This window comes from Phyllobacterium sp. 01N428 (genome assembly GCF_056399405.1).
In genome coordinates this window covers 214,371-235,598 of the sequence record NZ_JBFTRH010000003.1, presented here as the reverse complement: position 1 = coordinate 235,598, position 21,228 = coordinate 214,371, and the positions used below count along the sequence as shown (strand labels likewise).

The 21,228-nt window shown below is 58.7% G+C and carries 20 protein-coding genes; 11 read left to right on the top strand and 9 right to left on the bottom strand.

Annotated elements, in window-relative coordinates; all coding sequences use genetic code 11:
• The first annotated feature begins 10 nt into the window (after positions 1–10).
• Genes AC1DNI_RS11190 through AC1DNI_RS11180 form a run of 3 tightly spaced genes read left to right on the top strand, consistent with a single transcriptional unit; the run spans position 11 to position 2,368 of the window.
• Positions 11–1,684 (top strand): ribonuclease J, encoded by a 1,674-nt coding sequence (locus AC1DNI_RS11190; RefSeq protein WP_477691897.1) that lies wholly within the window; start codon positions 11–13, stop codon positions 1,682–1,684.
• 10 nt (positions 1,685–1,694) lie between these two features.
• Positions 1,695–2,099 carry a methylmalonyl-CoA epimerase gene (gene mce, locus AC1DNI_RS11185; protein ID WP_477691896.1) on the top strand — a complete coding sequence of 135 codons (405 nt, stop codon included), beginning with the start codon at positions 1,695–1,697 and terminating at the stop codon, positions 2,097–2,099.
• Positions 2,099–2,368 (top strand): DUF1467 family protein, encoded by a 270-nt coding sequence (locus AC1DNI_RS11180; protein ID WP_091922555.1) that lies wholly within the window; start codon positions 2,099–2,101, stop codon positions 2,366–2,368. The genes mce and AC1DNI_RS11180 overlap by 1 nt, the downstream gene beginning before the upstream one ends.
• An 18-nt stretch (positions 2,369–2,386) precedes the next feature.
• On the opposite strand, the gene AC1DNI_RS11175 is transcribed toward AC1DNI_RS11180, so the two are convergent.
• Both AC1DNI_RS11175 and AC1DNI_RS11170 read right to left on the bottom strand, forming a co-directional pair.
• Positions 2,387–2,533, bottom strand: a complete 147-nt coding sequence (locus AC1DNI_RS11175; RefSeq protein WP_027232486.1) for a hypothetical protein — start codon at positions 2,531–2,533, stop codon at positions 2,387–2,389.
• Positions 2,534–2,593: 60 nt separating this feature from the next.
• Positions 2,594–2,731 (bottom strand): hypothetical protein, encoded by a 138-nt coding sequence (locus AC1DNI_RS11170; protein WP_175499012.1) that lies wholly within the window; start codon positions 2,729–2,731, stop codon positions 2,594–2,596.
• An 833-nt stretch (positions 2,732–3,564) separates the two neighbouring features.
• Between AC1DNI_RS11170 and proS the strand changes: the two genes are divergently transcribed.
• The 4 genes from proS to dnaE all read left to right on the top strand — a co-directional run bounded on the left by proS (position 3,565) and on the right by dnaE (position 10,803).
• Positions 3,565–4,896 carry a proline--tRNA ligase gene (gene proS / locus AC1DNI_RS11165; protein WP_477691895.1) on the top strand — a complete coding sequence of 444 codons (1,332 nt, stop codon included), beginning with the start codon at positions 3,565–3,567 and terminating at the stop codon, positions 4,894–4,896.
• Positions 4,889–6,169: a lipoprotein-releasing ABC transporter permease subunit gene (locus AC1DNI_RS11160; RefSeq protein WP_477691894.1), complete on the top strand. Its 1,281-nt coding sequence runs from the start codon at positions 4,889–4,891 to the stop codon at positions 6,167–6,169. Before proS ends, AC1DNI_RS11160 begins: the two co-directional genes overlap by 8 nt.
• The gene (locus tag AC1DNI_RS11155; RefSeq protein WP_027232490.1) at positions 6,170–6,853 is read left to right on the top strand and encodes an ABC transporter ATP-binding protein; all 684 of its coding nucleotides are present in this window, start codon (positions 6,170–6,172) and stop codon (positions 6,851–6,853) included.
• A gap of 455 nt (positions 6,854–7,308) precedes the next feature.
• The gene (gene dnaE / locus AC1DNI_RS11150) at positions 7,309–10,803 is read left to right on the top strand and encodes a DNA polymerase III subunit alpha (protein ID WP_477691893.1); all 3,495 of its coding nucleotides are present in this window, start codon (positions 7,309–7,311) and stop codon (positions 10,801–10,803) included.
• A 6-nt stretch (positions 10,804–10,809) separates the two neighbouring features.
• On the opposite strand, the gene AC1DNI_RS11145 is transcribed toward dnaE, so the two are convergent.
• Together AC1DNI_RS11145 and AC1DNI_RS11140 are read right to left on the bottom strand one after the other, a co-directional pair.
• The gene (locus AC1DNI_RS11145; protein ID WP_477691892.1) at positions 10,810–12,126 is read right to left on the bottom strand and encodes a DNA polymerase IV; all 1,317 of its coding nucleotides are present in this window, start codon (positions 12,124–12,126) and stop codon (positions 10,810–10,812) included.
• An 83-nt stretch (positions 12,127–12,209) separates the two neighbouring features.
• Positions 12,210–12,497, bottom strand: a complete 288-nt coding sequence (locus AC1DNI_RS11140; protein ID WP_477691891.1) for a DUF3572 domain-containing protein — start codon at positions 12,495–12,497, stop codon at positions 12,210–12,212.
• Between the two features lie 270 nt (positions 12,498–12,767).
• Between AC1DNI_RS11140 and AC1DNI_RS11135 the strand changes: the two genes are divergently transcribed.
• Both AC1DNI_RS11135 and AC1DNI_RS11130 read left to right on the top strand, forming a co-directional pair.
• A complete protein-coding gene (locus AC1DNI_RS11135) occupies positions 12,768–13,139 on the top strand; it encodes a response regulator (RefSeq protein WP_008122893.1) in 372 nt (123 codons plus the stop codon).
• A gap of 23 nt (positions 13,140–13,162) precedes the next feature.
• Positions 13,163–14,536, top strand: a complete 1,374-nt coding sequence (locus AC1DNI_RS11130) for a PleD family two-component system response regulator (RefSeq protein WP_477691890.1) — start codon at positions 13,163–13,165, stop codon at positions 14,534–14,536.
• A gap of 85 nt (positions 14,537–14,621) precedes the next feature.
• Here the strand turns inward: AC1DNI_RS11130 and rpmG are convergent, their stop codons facing one another.
• Positions 14,622–14,789, bottom strand: a complete 168-nt coding sequence (rpmG, locus tag AC1DNI_RS11125) for a 50S ribosomal protein L33 (protein ID WP_008122896.1) — start codon at positions 14,787–14,789, stop codon at positions 14,622–14,624.
• Positions 14,790–15,163: 374 nt separating this feature from the next.
• Here rpmG and AC1DNI_RS11120 point away from each other — a divergent pair, with 374 nt between their 5' ends.
• A complete protein-coding gene (locus tag AC1DNI_RS11120; RefSeq protein ID WP_477691889.1) occupies positions 15,164–15,571 on the top strand; it encodes a lysozyme inhibitor LprI family protein in 408 nt (135 codons plus the stop codon).
• Between the two features lie 153 nt (positions 15,572–15,724).
• The gene (locus AC1DNI_RS11115) at positions 15,725–16,507 is read left to right on the top strand and encodes a DUF899 domain-containing protein (RefSeq protein WP_477691888.1); all 783 of its coding nucleotides are present in this window, start codon (positions 15,725–15,727) and stop codon (positions 16,505–16,507) included.
• Positions 16,508–16,537: 30 nt separating this feature from the next.
• On the opposite strand, the gene AC1DNI_RS11110 is transcribed toward AC1DNI_RS11115, so the two are convergent.
• The 4 genes from AC1DNI_RS11110 to rnr are packed head-to-tail and all read right to left on the bottom strand — an operon-like array spanning position 16,538 to position 21,220.
• The gene (locus AC1DNI_RS11110) at positions 16,538–17,713 is read right to left on the bottom strand and encodes an MFS transporter (protein ID WP_091922567.1); all 1,176 of its coding nucleotides are present in this window, start codon (positions 17,711–17,713) and stop codon (positions 16,538–16,540) included.
• Between the two features lie 3 nt (positions 17,714–17,716).
• A complete protein-coding gene (locus AC1DNI_RS11105) occupies positions 17,717–18,511 on the bottom strand; it encodes an NUDIX hydrolase (protein WP_244532854.1) in 795 nt (264 codons plus the stop codon).
• Entirely contained in the window at positions 18,465–18,899 is a 435-nt protein-coding gene (locus AC1DNI_RS11100; RefSeq protein WP_027232499.1) for a DUF983 domain-containing protein, read from the bottom strand. The genes AC1DNI_RS11105 and AC1DNI_RS11100 overlap by 47 nt, the downstream gene beginning before the upstream one ends.
• Positions 18,896–21,220, bottom strand: a complete 2,325-nt coding sequence (rnr, locus tag AC1DNI_RS11095) for a ribonuclease R (RefSeq protein WP_091922573.1) — start codon at positions 21,218–21,220, stop codon at positions 18,896–18,898. The genes AC1DNI_RS11100 and rnr overlap by 4 nt, the downstream gene beginning before the upstream one ends.
• Positions 21,221–21,228: the final 8 nt, after the last annotated feature.

Below are 21,228 nucleotides of genomic sequence, written 5' to 3'. Positions count from 1 at the left end.
AGGAGTGTAGATGGCGAATTCCGATCAAGCTGAGCTTGTTTTCCTTCCACTCGGCGGTGTCGGTGAGATCGGAATGAACTTGGCCATGTACGGCTACGGCCCGGCGCATAAGCGCGAATGGGTGGTGGTGGATATGGGCGTCAGCTTTGCCGGCCCCGAACTTCCCGGCGCCGATCTCATTCTGCCCGACATCCGGTTCCTGCAGGCTGAACGCCAGAACCTCAAGGGCATCGTCATCACCCACGCCCATGAAGATCACTACGGGGCGTTGCTCGATCTGTGGCCGCTGCTCAATGTTCCGGTTTACGGTACTCCCTTCACCGCCGGACTGCTCGAGGCCAAGCGTCATGCGGAGCCCGGCGCGCCCGACATTCCGGTAACGATCTATCGCGCCGGCGAGACATTCAATGTCGGCCCATTCGAGTTCGAGGCGCTGGCGGTCACCCATTCGATCCCCGAGCCGGTATCGCTCGCGATCAGGACGCCGCTTGGCACGATCATCCACACTGGCGACTGGAAGATGGACCCGGAGCCATCAATGGGGCCGCTGATCAATGAAGCGCGCTTCCGCGCCATCGGCGATGAAGGCGTTCTCGCAATGATGTGCGATTCGACGAATGCGCTGCGCGAAGGCGAATCGCCTTCCGAGCGCGAGGTGGGTGAGAGCCTGCGCAATATTATCGAGAACGCGCGCGGCCGCGTCGCCATCACGACCTTTTCGTCGAATGTCGGCCGTATCCGCTCGATCGCCTTGGCCGCACGCGACGCGGGAAGGCAGGTTCTGGTGCTCGGCCGTTCGATGAAGCGCATGATCGATGTCGCCAGTGAGCTCGGATATCTCGACGATGTCCCCGAATTCCTGTCGGAAGACGATTACGGCTTCATTCCGCGCGAGAACATGGTGATTATCCTTACCGGCAGCCAGGGCGAACCGCGCGCAGCGCTCGCCAAGCTCGCCCGCGATGAAATGCGCAGCGTCGCGCTTTCGGCCGGCGATCTGGTGATCTATTCGTCCCGCACGATCCCCGGCAATGAAAAGCCCATCATCGAGACCAAGAACCTTTTGATAGAGCAGGGCATCCAGATCATTTCGGATGACGACCAGCTCGTGCATGTTTCCGGGCATCCCCGTCGCAACGAGTTGCGGCGGATGTATGAGTGGGTGCGTCCGCGCATCCTCGTGCCGGTGCATGGCGAGGCGGCGCATCTCGTCGCCCAAGGCTCGCTCGCTGCCATGGCCGGCATCCCGGAAGTGCCGCAGGTGCGCAATGGCGACATCTTGAGGCTCGCGCCGGGCAGGGCCGAGATCATCGACAAGGCGCCGTTCGGCCGGCTAGTCAAAGACGGCAAGCTCATTGGCGACGAGGAAGAGGTGGGCATTGTAGAACGCCGCAAGCTCGCCTATGTCGGGCACGTTGCGGTGTCGATGCTGCTCGACGACAACTACAACATCATTGAAGATCCGGAGATCGTGCCTGTGGGCCTGCCGGAAAGCGACGATGAGGGCGAACTGCTCGAGGACTTGCTCTACGATGCGGCAGTGAGCGCCGTGCAAAGCATTCCCCGTGAAAAGCGCAGGGATCTGGGGATGGTTCGCGAAGCGGTGCGCCGCGCCGTGCGGGCAGCAACAAACGAGGTCTGGGGCAAGAAGCCGGTGGTTACCGTCTTCGTGACCCGCCCATAGGACAATCCTTATGCTGGGCCGTCTCAACCATATCGCCATTGCGGTGCCTGATCTGGCAGCAGCGTCGGCGACCTATCGCAACACGCTGGGCACCAGGCCAACCGCGCCGCAGGTGCTCCCCGAACACGGCGTGACGGTGGTCTTCATCGACGTCGGCAACACGAAGATTGAACTCCTGGAACCGCTCGGGGCTGATTCGCCGATCGCTGCCTTCCTGGCCAAAAATCCCTCCGGAGGCATGCATCACGTCTGCTACGAAGTGGCCGATATCATTGCCGCCCGCGATCATTTAAAAAGTGAGGGCGCCCGTATACTTGGCGATGGAGAGCCGAAGATCGGCGCGCATGGCAAACCTGTTCTCTTCCTCCATCCGAAGGATTTCAACGGGACATTGATCGAACTGGAGCAAGAATAATGCCTATCGCGACGGCCATGGCAGTCTATTTCATCTTGTGGTGGCTGACATTGTTCACCATGTTGCCGATCGGCCTGCGCACGCAAGGCGACGAGGATGACGTAACGCTGGGTACGCCAGCCAGCGCCCCGCACAAGCATCGCATGGGCAGGGTCTTTCTTCTGACGACGATCATTTCGGCGGTGCTATTCGCAACCTTCTACGTCGTGAACCAGGAATATGGCTTTGGCGTAGACAGTTTCCCGGTCTGGTTCCCGCAGGCAAAATAGAAATTCACGCCACTAACTTCAGTTTTGCTGGATCGAAACGCCACTTTCGCCGATTTTGAGCTCGACGGCGGGTTTGGTCTCTTCGCGATAAATGTAGATTCCCAATCCGATGACGGCAACGAGAAGTGCTCCGACGATCAGGTAAAGGCCATTGCGATTATTCAAGATCATTTCCTTTTGGTTGTGATGGAGAGACTAACTAGAGAAGTGAGCGGGCTTTGAATATTAGCCGTTGGTCTGATCCAGCGCGTGCGGCGCCGGTGTTCCGGGTTCATTACTTCCTTTTAGGGGAAAGACTGCCAGCAGGCCGGCAAGAATGAGTAATGTCAGAAGCGCTGCAATGAACAGGGTCTGCAAGTTCATAACGGTTTCCAGTTTGCCCTATCAACCAGCGCGGCGGCGAAAAGTTCCGTGATGAGCCGGCCTTTTGCGCTTCTTCAGGATTGTTCCCGAGGAAAAGGATATTGACTCGTCGACCCTGTCGCCTGAATTGCCGCCTCAAATTTCGCCTCGCACCGATCTCCGGGAACGGTCGATAAACGTAAACTGGCTAAGAACTTTGATTGGGCGTCGCGCGATCTGGCAAACAGCGGCCGCTCGAAATTGAAATCGGCCGAAGAGAAAGGTTAACAGAGCCGAAAATGCAGCAACAAAGCGGCTGCTTAGAATTCGATTTCAAAACAGCAAGCAAGTACTTGAATCTGCGCTTAAGGACAAAAAAAATGCAAGGCTTTCACCTTGCATTTTAAGATCGCGTCCGACCTGATCCACTTGCGTGGCGGCTGCGTGTTATCGCGCCACAGGTCACATCCTCCCAAGACTTTGACCGCGTAGGAAAGCAGAATTTTTCTTACTTTCTCCTTATGCCGAAAAAAATAGCGGACTGCCTGCGAAATGTCACGAAAAATATTCGTTGCCATCACATTTTGCTTACATTTCCAGCAGGATCATGAATCTTCGATAAATCAGTAGCTTCTTCGCGCCTGCTTACGGGTTTCCAATCAGATGCGAAGCAGTTAAGTAAACTTTGCTGCTGGCTTGTCTTCTTTCGAACTCCGAGAAACGCAGCGTGATTTTGACGGGTGCATGATTCCTTCCCAAAAATCGAACACGATTTATGGTGTTATGCGCTACCTTGCACTTGGTTTTGCCTGATTCTTAAAGCACTCAGGCTGTATTCAATTTGGTGATCTTCAATGCGGCTTTCCCGGTACTTTTTGCCCATCCTCAAAGAAAACCCCAAGGAGGCGGAAATCGTCTCCCACCGGCTCATGTTGCGCGCCGGGCTGATTCGACAGGAGTCGGCCGGTATCTACGCATGGCTGCCGGCGGGTTTGAGAATTCTCAACAAGGTGAGCAATATCATCCGCGAGGAGCAGAACAGGTCCGGAGCTATCGAACTCCTGATGCCGACCCTTCAATCGGCCGATCTGTGGCGTGAAAGCGGTCGTTATGACGCTTACGGCGACGAGATGCTGCGCATCAAGGATCGCGGCGAACGCGATATGCTCTACGGGCCGACAAATGAGGAAATGATCACAGAGATCTTCCGCGCCTATGTGAAGTCTTACAAGGACTTGCCGCTCAATCTTTATCACATCCAGTGGAAATTCCGCGACGAGCGCCGTCCGCGTTTCGGCGTCATGCGCTCGCGCGAGTTTCTGATGAAGGATGCCTATTCGTTCGACCTTGACTTCGAGGCAGCGAAGGCCGCGTATAACCGCATGTTCGTCGCCTATTTGCGCACGTTCTCGCGCCTCGGTATCCAGGTCATACCCATGCGTGCCGATACGGGCCCCATCGGCGGTGAACTCAGCCACGAATTCATTATCCTTGCCGATACCGGCGAAAGCCAGGTCTTCTGCGATCGGGCTTATCTCGACCTGCCTGTACCGGGTCCCGATACGAATTTCGACAATGACGACGAAATCGCCGATATCGTAAAGCGCTGGACTACGCCCTATGCGGCGACCGATGAAATGCATGATGAGGCCGCCTGGGCCAAGGTCGGGACCTCCGATCAGCTGGCCGCTCGCGGCATCGAGGTCGGTCACATCTTCCACTTCGGCACGAAATATTCCGAACCTATGGGCGCCAAAGTCAGCGGCCCCGATGGAAAGGATCACCTTGTCTCGATGGGTTCCTATGGGATTGGCCCGTCGCGCGTCGTCGCTGCCATCATTGAGGCCTCGCACGACGAGAACGGCATCATATGGCCGAAATCCGTAGCGCCGTTTGGCGCCGGCATCGTCAACATGAAGGCGGGCGACGCAGCTTGCGACGCGGTTTCTGCCAAGATTTACGAAGCTCTGACCAATGCCGGGCTCGATCCGCTGCTTGACGATACGGACGACCGTCCGGGCGCCAAGTTTGCGACCATGGACCTGATCGGTCTGCCGACGCAGATTATCGTCGGCCCGCGCGGCGTCGCTGCTGGCGAAGTCGAAATCAAGGATCGCGCAACGGGCGCCCGCGAGACGCTCAGCGTCGAATCGGCGATCAACAAGCTTGCAGGACCCCATGACTGAACAGACTGCGATGACCGGTTCCAAGCCGTTCTCCGCCTATGAGCGGATGATCGCCTGGCGCTATCTTCGGGCGCGGCGCAAGGAAACCTTCATTTCGGTGATTGCCGGGTTTTCGTTCACCGGTATAATGCTGGGCGTTGCGACGCTCATCATTGTCATGGCCGTGATGAACGGTTTTCGCAGCGAACTGCTGACCCGAATCCTCGGTATCAACGGCCATCTGATCATGCAGCCGATAGACCGGCCGCTCGACGACTACGATTCGGTGATCAAGCGTGTTGACGGCGTCTCCGGCGTATCCTTCGCCATACCCGTTGTCGAGGGCCAGGTGCTTGCCAAGGGCACTGTCGGCGCAGGCACGGGCGCTCTGGTGCGCGGCTTGCGCGAGGAGGACATCGCCAAGCTCAAGCTCGTTGCGACGAATGTGCGGCAGGGGACCTTCGAGGGGTTCAATACGGCAGGCGGCGTCGCCATTGGCACGCGCATGGCCGAAAATCTCGGTCTCGGCCTTGGTGACCGCCTGACATTGATTTCTCCCGATGGCGACGTGACCCCGCTCGGCATGGCGCCGCGCGTCAAATCCTATCCGGTCACCGCCATCTTCGAGATCGGCATGTCGGAATATGATGCTTCGATCGTCATCATGCCGCTCGAGGAAGCGCAGCTCTATTTCAACCAGGAAGGCAAGGTTCAGTCGCTCGAAATCTTCGCTGACAATCCCGACAATATCGATGCGCTGAAGAAGCCGGTCGAGGATGCTGCGCAGCGGGCGCTGATGCTCACCGACTGGCGTCAACGCAACCAGACCTTCTTCTCTGCGCTTCAAGTCGAGCGCAACGTAATGTTCATGATCCTGACGCTGATCGTGCTCGTCGCAGCACTCAACATCATCTCCGGCTTGATCATGCTGGTGAAGGACAAGGGGCATGACATCGCCATTCTCAGAACGATGGGAGCGACGCGCAATTCGATCCTGCGCATCTTCCTCATGACCGGCGCCGCCATCGGTGTGACCGGCACGCTCGCAGGTGTCGTGCTTGGCGTCGTCGTTTGCCTGAACGTCGAGCGGATTAGGGAATTCTTCTCCTGGCTGTCCGGAACAACCCTGTTCAATCCGGAACTCTATTTTCTCAGCACGCTTCCGGCCAAGATGGACTTCAACGAGACGTTCTCGGTCATTCTCATGGCGCTGGTTCTATCGTTCCTTGCAACCCTTTTTCCCGCATGGCGCGCAGCCAAGCTCGATCCAGTTGAAGCCCTGAGGTACGAATAAATGGCAGCCGGTCCCATTCTTCAACTGACGGGCGTCGGCCGTCGGTACAATGAGATCGACCGCGAATTGGTGATCCTCAACGACGCAAATTTTGCGCTGGGCAAGGGCGAGATGGTGGCGCTTGTCGCACCGTCGGGTGCCGGCAAGTCGACCCTGCTTCATACGGCCGGACTTCTGGAACGGCCCGACAGTGGCGATGTGATTCTTTCCGGAAGGTCGTGCGGCACGCTTTCTGATGAAGAACGTACCGCAATCCGCCGCAACGACATTGGCTTCGTCTACCAGTTTCATCATCTCCTGCCGGAGTTTTCCGCACTTGAAAACGTGATGATGCCGCAGATGATTCGTGGCATGAAGCCGGGAATAGCGGCTGAGCGGGCACAGCAGCTCCTCGATTACATGAAGGTCGGGGCGAGGGCTTCGCACCGGCCGAGCGAACTTTCGGGCGGCGAGCAGCAGCGTGTGGCGATCGCACGTGCGGTCGCTAACGCGCCGCTGGTGCTCCTGGCTGACGAGCCTACCGGCAATCTCGATCCTGTTACCTCGTCCTATGTGTTTGAAGCTCTGGAGGCGCTCGTTCGCCAATCCGGGCTTTCGGCGATGATCGCGACTCACAATTTCGATCTCGCCCGCCGCATGGACCGGCGCGTGACCCTGAAGGACGGCAAGATTACCGATCTTTGATCCCCCGGGGATTTTGGAGCCTGACCGTCACGTCCGAAATGAAGCGTGCGGTCAGATAATTCTGTTCAAATACGCTTCGCTCCGGACATCGTTCACCTTCTCTTAAGATTTTGCAAACCATAGCGCCAAACCGCGCTTTGGTTCGCTTGACTTTGGAACAAAAATAGAACAAAACATATACATAGAGACAACGAAGAAGGGTTTTACCGATGAGCGAACTTTTCCAGGACGTCATGTCATTCGTTACCGTCAGCCTTTTCATTGCCACTTTCGCCATGTGGGTCAGCGTAATCTGAAAATCTGAGATCGCGCGGCAGAGCGTCAGCCCGTGCGATCTTGCTCTATCCACTGTTGCGGTCGGGCAAGAACCCCAATACGGGTGGACACCGTGTGGCGCTTGTTCGACTATGCCGCAGCGGTGAATCAGTTCTCCGTTCAATATCCGGAGACGACAATTGGCAGACGGGCAGGGCAATAGCGGCGGCAAGGCAAATGCGCAGGCTCTGCGATTCGTCCACCTGAGGGTGCACTCCGCCTATTCGCTGCTCGAAGGCGCATTGCAGGTTCCCAAGGTCATCGACCTTGCGGTTGCCAGCAAGTTTCCGGCGCTGGCAATCACCGATACGAACAACCTCTTCGGCGCACTCGAGTTTGCGCAGAAGGGTTCGAAAGCAGGATTGCAGCCGATCATCGGTTGCCAGCTCGACATTGCTTTCCACGACCAGGCCGAAGAAAGCCGCAGCGCCAATCGACGCGAGGCGCTTGGTCTTGCCCCGCTCGTACTGATCGCCGCTACCGAGGCGGGCTATGCCAATCTCGTTCGCCTCGTCAGCCGTGCCTACCTTGAATCACCTGCTGGCGATCCAATTCACATCGCGGCGGAGTGGCTTCCCGGCAGAACCGACGGCATTATTGCCTTGACGGGCGGACCGGAGGGGCCGATCGCCAAAGCGATCAAGGATGACCGCAGCGACCGGGCCCGCCAGCGCCTGAGCCTGTTGCGGTCGCAGTTCGGGGACAGGCTATATGTCGAATTACAGCGACATGCGGGGTACGACCGTGCTCTGGAGGCAGCGCAGGTCGAACTGGCCTATGAGCTGGAGTTGCCGCTTGTAGCGACGAACGATGTCTTCTTTTCAAAGAGCGAAGACTACGAGGCGCACGATGCGCTGCTTGCCATTGCCTCGGGTTCGCTTCTCTCCATCGACGACCGGCGGCGCCTCACGTCGGACCACTATCTGAAAAGCGAAGCGGAGATGGTGGCGCTGTTCGCCGATCTGCCGGAGGCAATCGAAAACAGTGTCGAGATAGCGCTGCGTTGTTCCTATTATCCAAAGAATCGCGCTCCGATCCTGCCGCGCTTTACCGGCGAAAGCGATGATCCCGATGCTGCCCTCCAGGCGGAGGCCGATGAACTCGCCCGGCAGGCGCGGGAAGGGCTTGCCCAGCGTATCCAGCAACAGGGTCTGGCTGAGGGCCATACGCCCCAGCAATATGCAGAACGACTCGAATACGAGATCTCGATAATCACCCGGATGAAATATCCGGGCTACTTTCTCATCGTTTCTGACTTCATCAAATGGGCAAAGGCCCATGACATTCCGGTCGGGCCGGGTCGCGGCTCGGGTGCGGGTTCGCTCGTCGCCTATGCGCTGACGATCACCGACGTCGATCCGTTGCGCTTTTCACTGCTGTTCGAGCGCTTTCTCAATCCCGATCGTGTATCGATGCCCGACTTTGACATCGATTTCTGCCAGGAGAGGCGCGATGAAGTCATCCGCTATGTCCAGGGCAAGTATGGCCGCGATCAGGTGGCGCAGATCATCACGTTCGGAACCCTACAGGCCCGGGCCGTGCTGCGTGATGTCGGGCGCGTTCTCGAAATGCCCTATGGCCAGGTCGACCGCCTGACCAAGATGGTTCCGGCCAACCCCGCCAACCCGGTTACGCTTTCGAAAGCCATCGAGGATGAGCCGCGTCTTCGCGAGGAGCGCGACAAGGAGCCGGTGGTCGAGCGGCTGCTCGATATTTCGCTAAAGCTCGAAGGCCTTTATCGCCACGCCTCTACTCACGCAGCCGGCATCGTCATCGGCGACCGGCCGCTGTCGGAACTCGTGCCGATGTACCGCGATCCGCGTTCGGACATGCCGGTCACCCAGTTCAACATGAAGATGGTGGAAGAAGCGGGGCTCGTGAAGTTCGACTTCCTCGGCCTTAAGACCCTGACCGTGCTGCAAACCGCGGTCAACCTCGTCAAGCGGCGCGGGATCGCGGTCGACCTTTCCAATCTGCCGCTCGATGACAAACTGACCTACGAGATGCTCTCGCGCGGCGAGACGGTCGGCGTGTTCCAGGTGGAAAGTACCGGCATGCGCAAGGCGCTGATCGGTATGCGGCCAGACCGGATCGAAGATATTATCGCGCTTGTCGCGCTCTATCGCCCGGGTCCGATGGAGAACATTCCGACCTATAACGCCCGCAAGAACGGCGACGAGGAGATGGCGTCGATCCATCCGAAGATCGACCATCTCGTCAAGGAAACGCAAGGCGTCATCATTTATCAGGAACAGGTGATGCAGATCGCGCAGGAAATGTCCGGCTATACGCTGGGCGAAGCCGATCTTTTGCGCCGCGCCATGGGCAAGAAGATTCGCGCTGAAATGGATATGCAGCGCGTGCGCTTCGTCGATGGCGCGGTCGAGCGCGGCGTGACCAAGCCGCAGGCCAATTTCATCTTCGATCTTCTTGCGAAATTTGCCGATTACGGCTTCAACAAGTCGCATGCGGCGGCCTATGCGATCGTGTCGTTCCAGACCGCCTATATGAAGGCGCATTATCCGGTCGAATTCCTCGCCGCGTCGATGACCTACGACATGTCGAACACCGACAAGCTCAATGACTTCCGGCGAGAAGCTGTTCGGCTGGGTATCGAAGTGGTGACGCCCTCGGTCAATACGTCCTATCGCCTGTTCGAAGTCGGCGAGAACCGGATCTATTATTCGCTCGCGGCCATCAAGGGCGTCGGCGAGGCGGCCGTCGATCATATCGTCGAAAAACGTGGCGCGACGCCCTATGCCAGCCTCGAGGATTTCTGCGAGCGCATCGACCCGCGCGTCGTCAACCGGCGCGTATTCGAAAGTCTGATCAATGCCGGCGCCTTCGATTGTTTCGGCCGCGAGCGCCCCGCGATGATAGCCGGGCTCGACCGCATCATCGGCCATGCGCAGCGCACCCAGGAAGACAGCCTGAGCGGGCAGGCGGATATTTTCGGCGGCATGGCCTCAGGCGCGCAAACGCTGCAACTGCCTGCGGCAGCGCCCTGGCTTTCGGCGGAAAAACTGCGGCGCGAATACGAGGCGGCAGGGTTCTACCTTTCCGCCCATCCCCTCGACGAATACAGGCCCATTCTCGAAAAGCTGCGCGTGCAGACCTGGCTCGAGTTTCAGGCGGCGGTCAAGCGCGGCGCCAATGCGGGGCGGCTGGCGGGCACCATTACTGCCAAGCAGGAGCGCAAGACGAAGACCGGCAACAAGATGGGAATCATCCAGTTCTCCGATTCTTCCGGCCAGTTTGAAGCCGTGCTCTTTTCCGAAGCGCTGTCGCAATATCGAGATTTGCTCGAGCCCGGCAAGTCGGTCGTGGTAACGGTCGGTGCGGAGGACCGTCCGGAAGGGATCAGCCTGCGCATCCAGACCGCGCAGTCACTGGAAGATGAGGCAACGCGCATGCAGAAGGCCTTGCGGCTTTACATGCGCTCCAGCGCCCCGCTGACCTCCATCGCACCCTATCTTGCGCCGCAGAATGACGGCCAGGTCGTCAGTCTCGTACTGATCAAGGAAAACGGCGCGACTGAAGTCGAGATCGAGCTTCCCAATCGCTACCGGGTCGGACCGCAGGTTGCGAGCGCCATGAAGGCCATTCCGGGCATCGTCGAAGTCGAGATGGGGTAGGACTGCTCACTCCAGCTCCTCGGGCGAAGCCTTAGGCGGTGTCCTGATCTTGCCGAACGTATAGCCGGTTTCGACGGCATTGTTGCCGAACTTTCCACGCAGCTTGTCGATGGCGCCCTCGGCCACGGCGCGCTTCGTAGCTTGCACGTCGACCAGATCCTTCGGGTCGGCTCGTCCGTCGTCGCTGAGATCGCTGACGCCTATGCCGATCAGGCGAAACCTCGTGCCATCGATTTCTTTTTCAAGGAGCGAGCAGCCGGTGCGAAAGATGCGGTCGGCAAGCTGCGTCGGATCAGCGAGCTGCCGATTGCGGGTGCGCAACTTGAAGTCGCGTGTCTTCAGCTTGAGCACGACCGTGCGACCCGCAATATCGGCGGCTTTCAAACGGCGCGAGACTTTTTCGGATAGCGAGCGCAGGATCGCCACAAGTTCGTCCCTGGACCCGATGTCTTCGTTGAAGGTCGTTTCCGCCGACACGCTTTTGCTCTCGCCATTAGGCTCGACGCGACGCGTGTCGAAGCCGCGCGAAAGCCGGTAGAGCCGTTGGCCCATCGTGCCGTATGCCGCCATGAGCGGGCCGAGCTCCATTGTCTGCAACTGGCCGATCATGCGGATGCCATCCTTCTCCAGCGTCGCAGCAAAGGCCTTGCCGACGCCCCAGATCATTGTTACGGGCTTGTCAGCAAGAAAGTCCTTCGCTTCGACCTCGCCGATGATCGAGAACCCGCGTGGCTTGTCGAAGTCGGAAGCGATCTTTGCGAGGAACTTGCAGTAGGAGAGACCGACGGAGACAGAGAGCCCGATTTCCCGTTCGACGCGGTTTGAAAACTTCGCCATTACCCGCGCCGGCGGATCGTGATGCAGCCGTTCTGTGCCGGCAAGATCGAGAAACGCTTCGTCGATCGATAGCGGCTCCACCATCGGTGTCAAATCGCGCATCATCTGGCGTATCTCTCGGCCAACGCGGACGTATTTCTCCATGTCGGGTGGAATGACGACCGCGTTCGGGCAGGCCTCCAGTGCCTTGAACATGGGCATTGCCGACTTCACGCCATGGATGCGCGCAACATAGCAAGCCGTTGAAACTACGCCCCGTTTGCCTCCGCCGATAATAACGGGTTTGTCGCGAAGCTCGGGATTGTCGCGCTTTTCAACCGCGGCATAAAAAGCGTCGCAGTCAACATGAGCGATGCTCAGCCTGTACAGCTCTGGATGACGCAGCAGGCGCGGGCTGCCGCAAACGTGGCAGCGGCGGCCTTCCGCGCGTTGGGCGGCCATACAGTCACGGCAAAAGCCATATCGCGGATCGTTGAGGGAGGCCATGATGCTCGGAACATAAAAGGAACATCGCCAGCTTACCGAAGCGGCTGAGTCCGCGCAATATCGCGCTGGCGATTATAAACCGCTTACATCTCCTGGGCCCGTCCACCGGGAAGCAGACGCAGCGCCGCCTGAAAGGTGGCGGGGTCGGTTCCGTTCGTCTCGCAGAATTTCATCAGTGTGGGCTCGTGACCAAGATAGAATTGCAAAACGCCGGCGAGAAAACCCGGCTCGCCTGCCGCGGCGCGGATTTGGTCGGCGTTGATCCCGGTCAGCGCGAGGAAGCGCGAAAGCAATTCGCTGTCCTGCGCCAGAAATACCAGGGCGTCGATGGCGAATTGCTCCGCATCGTCAAGAGAGAGCTGATTTTTCATCCGGATACGTTCCTCAATGCCGCACATCGCGGTCTATCTTTCTGCTGCACTAGCAACCACATGCGGTTGAATATGAGCAAAAGAAGATGTTGAATAAATCCTTGGTTAAACATGATCGACAGCATATCTGGATTGGTGTGCGGAGTTACCTTTTCATCAATCATCCGCCGATATCAAATGTATCCTTGGAGCGGAGTTGCTGCTGATCTTTGTCTCATGGAATTCGGCAGGTGGCATGCGCCTTCGAGCATGGTCAACAGGAATTTGCCAATGGTGAAGAAAGTCATGATCGTCGAGGATAATGAGCTGAACATGAAGCTCTTTCGCGATCTCATCGAAGCCAGCGGCTATGAGACCATCCGTACGCGCAACGGTCTGGAAGCGCTCGACCTTGCGCGCGAGCATCGGCCCGATCTCATCCTCATGGACATACAGCTGCCGGAAGTTTCCGGGCTAGAAGTCACCAAATGGCTCAAGGCCGACGATGATCTCCACGTCATCCCGATTATCGCTGTCACCGCCTTCGCCATGAAGGGGGATGAAGAGCGCATCCGGCAGGGCGGTTGCGAAGCATATATCTCAAAACCGATCTCGGTGCCGAAATTCATCGAAACCATAAAATCTTATCTTGGCGACGCGTAACCGTCAGTTCGGAGTAGTGAAATATGACGGCCCGCATTCTTGTCGTTGACGATGTACCCGCAAATGTGAAGCTGTTGGAAGCGCGGCTGACCGCGGAATATTACGAAGTCGTTACCGCTACCGACGGCTATGCCGCGCTCGATATTTGCGAGACCAGCAACGTCGACGTCATCCTGCTCGATATCATGATGCCAGGCATGGACGGCTTCGAAGTCTGCCGCAGGCTGAAATCGAGTCCAGCGACTGCCCACATTCCGATCGTGCTCGTCACCGCGCTCGACGGCGAGAAGGATCGTATCACCGGCCTCGACCTCGGCGCGGATGACTTTCTGACCAAACCGGTGAACGACCTGCAACTCCTCGCGCGGGTGAAAAGCCTGGTGAGGCTGAAGAACCTGACCGACGAACTGCGGCTTCGGGTGGCGACGACACGCGATGTCGGGCTCGAATCGATTCTGCGCTTTCCGGGCAAGGACGGCAGCAAGAAAGCGCGCGTACTGCTCATCGACGAGCGGCTGGAGAGCGCCGAGCGCATCCAGTCGATCCTTGGGGTGACTGCGGTGGTCGATGTGCAAATCGACCCGCAGACCGGCTTCTTCGATGCGATACAGGGCAACTATGATTGCCTTGTCATCTCGTCCAATCTTTCCGATTTCGATCCGCTGCGCATCTGTGCCCAGCTGCGTTCGCTCGACAATACGCGCTCGCTGCCGATTATCCTTATCGCCAGACCGGGCGAGGAAACCTTGATCCGCAGGGCGCTGGAACTTGGCGTCAATGACTACGTAATGCGTCCGCTTCACCCCAACGAACTTTTGGCACGGCTGCGGACGCAGTTGCGGCGCAAGGCCTATCATGACGGTCTCCGCGCGAGCGTCGTCAAGACCTACGAAATGGCGGTGACCGATAGCCTAACCGGCTTGCACAACAGGCTCTATCTTGAAACGCATCTGGCAACGCTGTTCAAGCGCGCGGTGGAGCGGCGGCGGCCGCTGTCGGTGCTCATGACCGATATCGACCGCTTCAAGCTGATCAACGACACGTACGGCCATGACGGCGGCGATGAGGTGTTGCGCGAGTTCGCCAAGCGCCTGCGTCGCAATGTTCGCGGCAGCGACCTTGCCAGCCGTTACGGCGGCGAGGAATTCTTTATCGTCATGCCCGACACGGATACGTCGATTGCCGAAGTCGTCGCCGAGCGCATCCGGCGCGAAGTCGCCTCCACACCGTTTCCAGTCAATAAGAATGCGATCAGCGTGCCCGTGACGATCAGTGTCGGCATCGCCAGCGTGCTGCCAACCGGTGACAGCGTCTCAGCGCTCCTCAAGCGCGCCGACGATGCGCTTTACGATGCCAAGGCCGCCGGCCGCAACCGTGTTGTCTCAGCCGCCGCCTAGTACGCCTCTATCCGAACAAGAACACCCAGTTGCAAACAAAAATGCCGCCCTGGGGCGGCATTTTGATGATCTGGATGACCCAAGATTACTTGATCTTGGTTTCCTTGAATTCAACGTGCTTGCGCGCAACCGGGTCGTACTTGCGGAAGGACATCTTCTCCGTCTTCGTACGGCTGTTCTTGCTCGTGACGTAGAAGAAACCGGTGTCAGCGGTCGACAGAAGCTTGATCTTGATATTCGCAGCCTTAGCCATTTCAGTTTACCTGTTCTGATTGTTGAGGACCGCTATTCAAATCCAGCAGCGTGGCTATAAGCGGAAATTCGGCCGGACACTTAACCGAATGGCGCCGAAAGTCAAGCCCACTCGATTGGCTCACGGCACACTTCCTGCAAATCGACCCGACACGCGCGGTTGTCGTCATCATCGGCAAGTGCCCGCTGTTCGAGTGCATGCTCGGACGCATATGCGTGCCGGGTGGCTTTTCAAATGACGAAATGGCGAAATTCCATTAAAGGTAGCTGCTTGACACACGCTTAAGTTGAAACTGGCAATTGCAACTGGCCCGGCGCGCGATTTGCGGGTTCGAATCCGTCCATCTGGACCATGTTTAGTGGAGAATTTCACCAATGAAAGTTTCACTTCTGACTGTCGCCATGATTCTTGCAATACCCGGTCTCGGCTTGGCACAGAGCAATTGCGGCGATCTGACCAATCAGACCGAAATGAACGTGTGCGCCGGGAAAGCTTATGCAAAATCCGACGCTGAATTGAACAAGCTGTACAAGGAGATCGAGGCGCGGCTCAAAGACGACACGGACACGTCAAAGCTTCTGGTTTCAGCGCAGAAGGCATGGGTGGCCTTCCGCGATGCCGAATGCAATTTCTCGAGTTCACGCGTATCTGCCGGTACCGTATATCCGTTTGTCTCCAGCTCGTGCCTCGACGGCATGACACAAATGCGCATCGAGAACCTGAAGGGCTATCTCAAATGTACGGATGGCGATCTGGATTGTCCGGTGCCGGCGGCAAACTGACGGGGTTGGGGGCGGGTGAGCGTGGCTGAAACGCAATGCCGTCATCTTTGTTACTCGCGCACTACCAGTCTCCGGTGCCAGACTGGCTCATGACCGCATCGATTGCCGCGGGAAATAGGCGCGGCATTGCCAGGATCAGGAGGAATCAACGTCATGGCTTCATCTATCAAAGGCGGCAGCGCCAGCGGCACGACCGGAATGCATACGCCGTCAGTCGTATCGCCCCAGGAGTGGGAAACGGCGCGCGAAAAGCTGCTCGTCAAGGAGAAGGATCACACAAGGGCACGCGACGCCCTTGCTGCCGAGCGCCGACGCATGCCGTGGATGTCAGTCGACAAGGAATATGCTTTCGAAGGACCTGACGGCAAGGTCAGCCTGCGCGACCTGTTCGATGGACGCCGGCAGCTGATCGTCTATCGCGCCTTTTTCGAACCCGGCGTCTTTGGCTGGCCGGAACATGCCTGCCGAGGCTGCTCGATGGTGGCCGACCAGGTTGCGCATGTCGCCCACCTCAATGCTCGCGACACGACGCTTGTATTCGTCTCGCGCGCGCCCCAGGCGGATATCGCACGCTTAAAGGCGCGGATGGGCTGGGAGATGATACCCTGGGTCACGGTCACCGACGCGTTCGATGCGGATTTTGGCGTCGACGAATGGCACGGAACGAACGTCTTCTACTGTGACGGCGATCGCATCTTCCGAACATATTTCATCAACAATCGCGGCGACGAGCAGATGGGGGGTACCTGGAACTACCTCGACATCACGCCGCTTGGCCGGCAGGAAGTCTGGGAGGATTCGCCCCAGGGCTATCCGCAGACGCCCACCTACAAATGGTGGAACTGGCACGACGCCTATGTGCCGGACGCCGCGCCTGACAAGAAATGGGTCGAAGTCTCAGATGCCGGCGAGGCGGCGTTCCGCAACCAGGAATGAAGCGGTAGATACAAAACTGGTCTCCGGGATTCAGTCCCGGCGAGCCAGAAGCCTCGATCCGACGAGAAGCGCGTAGAAGGCAAAGAAGACGGCGAGGGTGATCGAAAAGCCTTTGGGCCCAAGGACATCCATGCCGGCGCCAACCGCCTGCGGTCCGACCAGCATGCCGACCGCGTAGCAGAAAACGAACGCAGCATTGGCGGAGGCGAGTTCACGGCCGGTCAGTTGCGATCCGAGATGCGCGAGCCCGACCGTGTAGAGGCCGGCAACCACGCCGCCCCAGACGAAAAGCAGGGCGGCGACGATGTACCAGTTGCTCGAAATGAACGGCAGAATGCACATGCCGGCAAGCCCGATCAGGGCGCAGCCAAGCAGGATCTTGCGGCGATCGTTGACGTGATCGCTGAGAAGACCGATGGGAATCTGCAAAAGAACGTTGCCGAGCCCGATCGTCGTGAGCAGCAGGGCAGCATTGGCTTCGCTATAGCCTATGCGCGAGCCAAATACCGGGAATAGGGCGAAGCCTCCCGTTTCGACCGCGCCGAACACGAAGACCGCTGCCGTGGCAGTCGGGACTGCCCAGATGAATGGCGCAAACGGCACATGTTCTTCTTCCTTGAAGTCGGGGCTGTCGTTCCATGCGAGAAGCACGGGCAGTATCGCGAACAGAATGATGCCGAAGCCGACCGCGAAAGGCATGATTCCCGTGCTGCCGATGCGCGAAAACAGCCAGGGGCCAAGCGCAAATCCCATCGAAAGTACGGTGGCATAGATGCCGAGTACCAGACCGCGCTTCTCGGGCGGGGCTGCCGCATTGATCCAGTATTCGGACAGGATGAACAGCATCGTCAAGGCGAAGTGCAGGAAGACACGCAGCACCATCCACATCCAGAAGTCGGTGAAGAAATGAAATCCGACAAAGGAGAAGGCGCCGATAAGAAGCATTCCGATCAGGGTTGGTACGACACCGAATCGGGCTGCGATCGGAGCTGCGAAAGGCGCGGCGACGATGGACGCAATGCCGGCGACCGCCGCATTCAGGCCGATCATGGTTGCCGAATGACCTCGACTTTCCAGAATGACGCTGAGGAGCGGAATACCAAGACCAATGGCAACGCCAACGGCGCTGATGGTAGCAATGGCGGCGACGAGTGCGCGCCAGTGGGTCTGAACCTTCACCTGTTCAGCCGTCTGCATTGAATCCATGAATCAAAAGACCTCTCGGACGAATCGTCCATATTTCATGCGGTATTGAATAAGGGCATTGCCGGGCGTCAGCGACGGATTCTCGCCGAGGAGATTCTCCGCCTCCTTGATGATCAACCGGGTAATTTCGGGAATGTCGAGTTGCCTTGCCTGCGCGAAGGGAAGCCAGCAAAGCTCCTCGAGTTCCTGAGACGGACCGGTCGGCTCGGGGAGCGTATCGGCGACGGCGTCGCGAAAAGCAAGGAAGAATCGCGTATCGAACCGGCGCGAGCCGCCGGGGGGCGTGGTCGCCCTCGCAAAATATCGAAGGAGGGACAGGTCCGGGATGATCCGGCGCTCCGAGAATGCCGCCCAGTCCGGATGCTTGATCAAAGACGGATCGTCATGCCGGCGCCCGAGGAGAAGACCGGCCTCTTCATAGGTTTCGCGGATCGCCGCAAGGGCGAGAGCCCGGCAGCGCTGAAGGCTGGGCCTGCTGCCCATGCCACCGAGAAGCTTCGCCTGATCGGCCTCCGCAAGTTCCGAAAACGCAGATACCCGCCCATCGAACACTTCGGTGCGGCCGCCGGGAAACACGAATTTTCCGGGCATGAAGACGTGCCGCATGTGGCGCTTGCCCATGAGGATCCGCAACTCTGGACCCGAGCGGTCGACGAGCAAAAGCGAGGCAGCATCGCGGGGCCTTATGCGGGCCGCGCGCCGCTTGTCAGCGGCCGAGGCTTCGTGGTTCTGGCTGTTCACCGCCATGAGGTCACTGGTCCGATGGTTCCAGATCGTCGGTCTCGCCGCCGAAGCCATGCATGTAATTTGCCCACTGCAGGCCGATGATCGCACCCTTGATCGGCTGAAGCAGGGCAATCGACATGATGATGGTCAAGGGCACCCAGATCGCGAGGTGCACCCAGTTGGACAGGATAAAGAGGGTTTCGACTGCGAGGAACCCGCCGAGGACGACGTGTCCGACAATCGTGATGGTGATGTAGGCGGGAAAGTCGTCGGCGCGCTGGTGGGTAAAGTCTTCGCCGCACACCGAGCAATTGTCGACGGACTTGACGAATGCACGGAAGAGCTTGCCTTCGCCGCAATTGGGGCAGCGGCAGCGAAAGCCCCGCCACATTGCCTGTCCCACGGGACGAACGGGCCGCGTCTCGCCAGTGCCTGCGCCAAACGTCTGTATCGTCGTCATCCTCTGCCTCTTCGCCCTCCGCGCGAGACGGTGGATGGGCGCTTCTGGTTTCCGCGCACGAAGCGCTTTGCCTTGTGATGCGAGCGTACCCCGCTTGGTACGGGGTGAGGCTCGGAGAGCATTTCGAACCGCAATGCGCCCGCTACGGGCAATGCTTCTACCAGCCGGACTTCGACGACATCGCCAAGTCTGAAGCCTTTTCCACTTCGTTCGCCAGAGAGGGCATGGTTGGTTTCGTCGTAAAGATAGTAATCATCACCCAAAGTTGAAATGGGAATAAAGCCGTCGGCACCATATGTCGCAAGCGAAACGAAAAGCCCCGACTTGGTTACGCCCTGCACGCGGCCCTCGAAACTCGCGCCGACCTTGTCGGCAAGATAGTGCGCGATGAGGCGATCCACCGTGTCGCGCTCGGCGGCCATGGCGCGCCGCTCCGCCGTCGATATAAGCGCGGCAATTTCCGCAAGATCGGCTTCTTCCTTCGGCGTGATGCCGTCCGAACCAAGACCGAGCGCCGCGATCAGCGCCCGGTGGACGATCAAATCGGCATAGCGGCGGATCGGGGACGTGAAGTGGGCATAACGATGCAGATTGAGACCGAAATGCCCAATGTTCTCAGGATTGTATTCGGCTTGCGACTGGGATCTGAGCACTACCTGATTGACCAGTTCCTGGCTTTCGCTGCCTTCCACCCTTTTCAATATGTTGTTGAACTGGTTCGGGCGCAGCTCCGCACCGCGCGCCAGCGAGATATCGAGCGTGCGCAGAAATTCCCGCAGCGTCTCCTGCTTTGCCAGCGACGGCGCATCATGGATGCGGAAAATCAGCGGCTGCTTCTTGCGCTCGAGTGTTTCTGCGGCGGCCACGTTGGCCTGGATCATGAATTCTTCGATGAGCTTGTGTGCGTCGAGTCGCGGCGGCACGACGACCTTGTCGACCTTACCCTCCGGCGTCAGCAGAATCTTCTTTTCCGGAAGGTCGAGTTCGAGCGGCTCGCGCGCATCCCGGCCGCGCTTCAGGACGCTGTAAGCGTCCCATAGTGGTCGCAGGATGGTGTGGAGGATCGGCTGCGTCTTCTCATCCGGGGAACCGTCTATCGCGGCCTGGGCCTGCGGATAGGCTAGCCGCGCGTGCGAGCGCATCATGATGCGGTGGAAACTGTGCGATACCTTCTTGCCTTGCGCGCTGAAAATCATCCGGACAGCGAGGGCAGGGCGATCGACCAGTTCCTTGAGCGAGCAAAGATCATTTGAGATGCGCTCGGGCAGCATGGGCACCACCCGGTCGGGGAAATAGACCGAGTTGCCGCGCTTCAGCGCTTCACGGTCGAGCGCGGAGCCCGGCGTCACATAGGCGGCGACGTCGGCTATCGCGACGGTGACGATATAGCCACCGGGGTTCTTCTCGTCGGTGTCGGGCTCGGCATAGACCGCATCGTCGTGGTCCTTGGCGTCGGCCGGGTCGATCGTCACCAGTGGAACCGCGCGCCAGTCCTCGCGATGCTGCATTGTCGCAGGTTTTGCCTTCTCTGCTTCGGCGATGACGCTGTCTGGAAATACGTGCGGTATCTCGTGCTCGTGGATCGCTATCATCGACAGGGCTTTTTCACTGGCCACTGACCCGATGACTTGCGTGATCCGGCCCAATGCGAGCCCATACCGACTGACCTTCAGGACCTCGACTTCAACAAGGTCGTTCGGCTTGGCATTGTTGAGCTGCGCCGGATCGATGGAGAGCTCTACCTGGCGACGCTCGACGGGCTCGAGCCGCCATTCGCCATTGTCGAGCTTGCGCAGGACGCCGAGCACTGCATCCTTGCGATGTTCGATCCGCTTGATGACGCGCGCCGTATAGGCATGGCCCGATGCATCGGCGCCATGAAAGATGCGCGCAAGGACCCGATCACCGACGCCAGGGACAGGACCTTTCTGGTTCCGCGAGGCGCGAATGAAGACAACCGGCGGGCGATCATTATGATTGGGGTCCCATTCCGCGGGCCTGGCAATGAGTCCGCCGTCGCTTTCCCGCCCGGTGATATCAAGAACGGCCACATTGGGAAGGCTGCCGGGGAGAGCGAGACGCTTGGCACGCTTTTCGACGAGGCCGTCGTCGGCAAGATCACGGAGAATGTCCTTCAGGACAATCCGCGCCTCGCCCTTGAGATTGAATGCCTTGGCAATATCGCGCTTGCCGGCAAGGTCCGGATTTTCCTTGATAAATGCAAGAATCTCATCCCGGCTCGGCAAGAAGGATTCGCGCTTGGCTTCTGCGGAACTGGCAGGCCGCTTTTTTCCGCTGGGTGGAGAGATACGGCGTGCCAATTCAGCTT

Excerpts from the sequence above, each read along its gene's own strand:
- AC1DNI_RS11140 (WP_477691891.1), bottom strand. The coding sequence starts at position 12,497 with ATGAAAAATCAGCTCTCTCTTGACGATGCGGAGCAATTCGCCATCGAC.
- AC1DNI_RS11145 (WP_477691892.1), bottom strand. The coding sequence starts at position 12,126 with ATGGCCTCCCTCAACGATCCGCGATATGGCTTTTGCCGTGACTGTATG.
- mce (WP_477691896.1), top strand. The coding sequence starts at position 1,695 with ATGCTGGGCCGTCTCAACCATATCGCCATTGCGGTGCCTGATCTGGCA.
- AC1DNI_RS11105 (WP_244532854.1), bottom strand. The coding sequence starts at position 18,511 with ATGGCTTCGGCGGCGAGACCGACGATCTGGAACCATCGGACCAGTGAC.
- proS (WP_477691895.1), top strand. The coding sequence starts at position 3,565 with ATGCGGCTTTCCCGGTACTTTTTGCCCATCCTCAAAGAAAACCCCAAG.
- AC1DNI_RS11170 (WP_175499012.1), bottom strand. The coding sequence starts at position 2,731 with ATGAACTTGCAGACCCTGTTCATTGCAGCGCTTCTGACATTACTCATT.
- AC1DNI_RS11130 (WP_477691890.1), top strand. The coding sequence starts at position 13,163 with ATGACGGCCCGCATTCTTGTCGTTGACGATGTACCCGCAAATGTGAAG.
- AC1DNI_RS11135 (WP_008122893.1), top strand. The coding sequence starts at position 12,768 with ATGGTGAAGAAAGTCATGATCGTCGAGGATAATGAGCTGAACATGAAG.
- AC1DNI_RS11190 (WP_477691897.1), top strand. The coding sequence starts at position 11 with ATGGCGAATTCCGATCAAGCTGAGCTTGTTTTCCTTCCACTCGGCGGT.
- AC1DNI_RS11155 (WP_027232490.1), top strand. The coding sequence starts at position 6,170 with ATGGCAGCCGGTCCCATTCTTCAACTGACGGGCGTCGGCCGTCGGTAC.
- AC1DNI_RS11115 (WP_477691888.1), top strand. The coding sequence starts at position 15,725 with ATGGCTTCATCTATCAAAGGCGGCAGCGCCAGCGGCACGACCGGAATG.
- AC1DNI_RS11160 (WP_477691894.1), top strand. The coding sequence starts at position 4,889 with ATGACTGAACAGACTGCGATGACCGGTTCCAAGCCGTTCTCCGCCTAT.
- AC1DNI_RS11180 (WP_091922555.1), top strand. The coding sequence starts at position 2,099 with ATGCCTATCGCGACGGCCATGGCAGTCTATTTCATCTTGTGGTGGCTG.
- AC1DNI_RS11110 (WP_091922567.1), bottom strand. The coding sequence starts at position 17,713 with ATGGATTCAATGCAGACGGCTGAACAGGTGAAGGTTCAGACCCACTGG.
- rpmG (WP_008122896.1), bottom strand. The coding sequence starts at position 14,789 with ATGGCTAAGGCTGCGAATATCAAGATCAAGCTTCTGTCGACCGCTGAC.
- AC1DNI_RS11120 (WP_477691889.1), top strand. The coding sequence starts at position 15,164 with ATGAAAGTTTCACTTCTGACTGTCGCCATGATTCTTGCAATACCCGGT.
- AC1DNI_RS11100 (WP_027232499.1), bottom strand. The coding sequence starts at position 18,899 with ATGACGACGATACAGACGTTTGGCGCAGGCACTGGCGAGACGCGGCCC.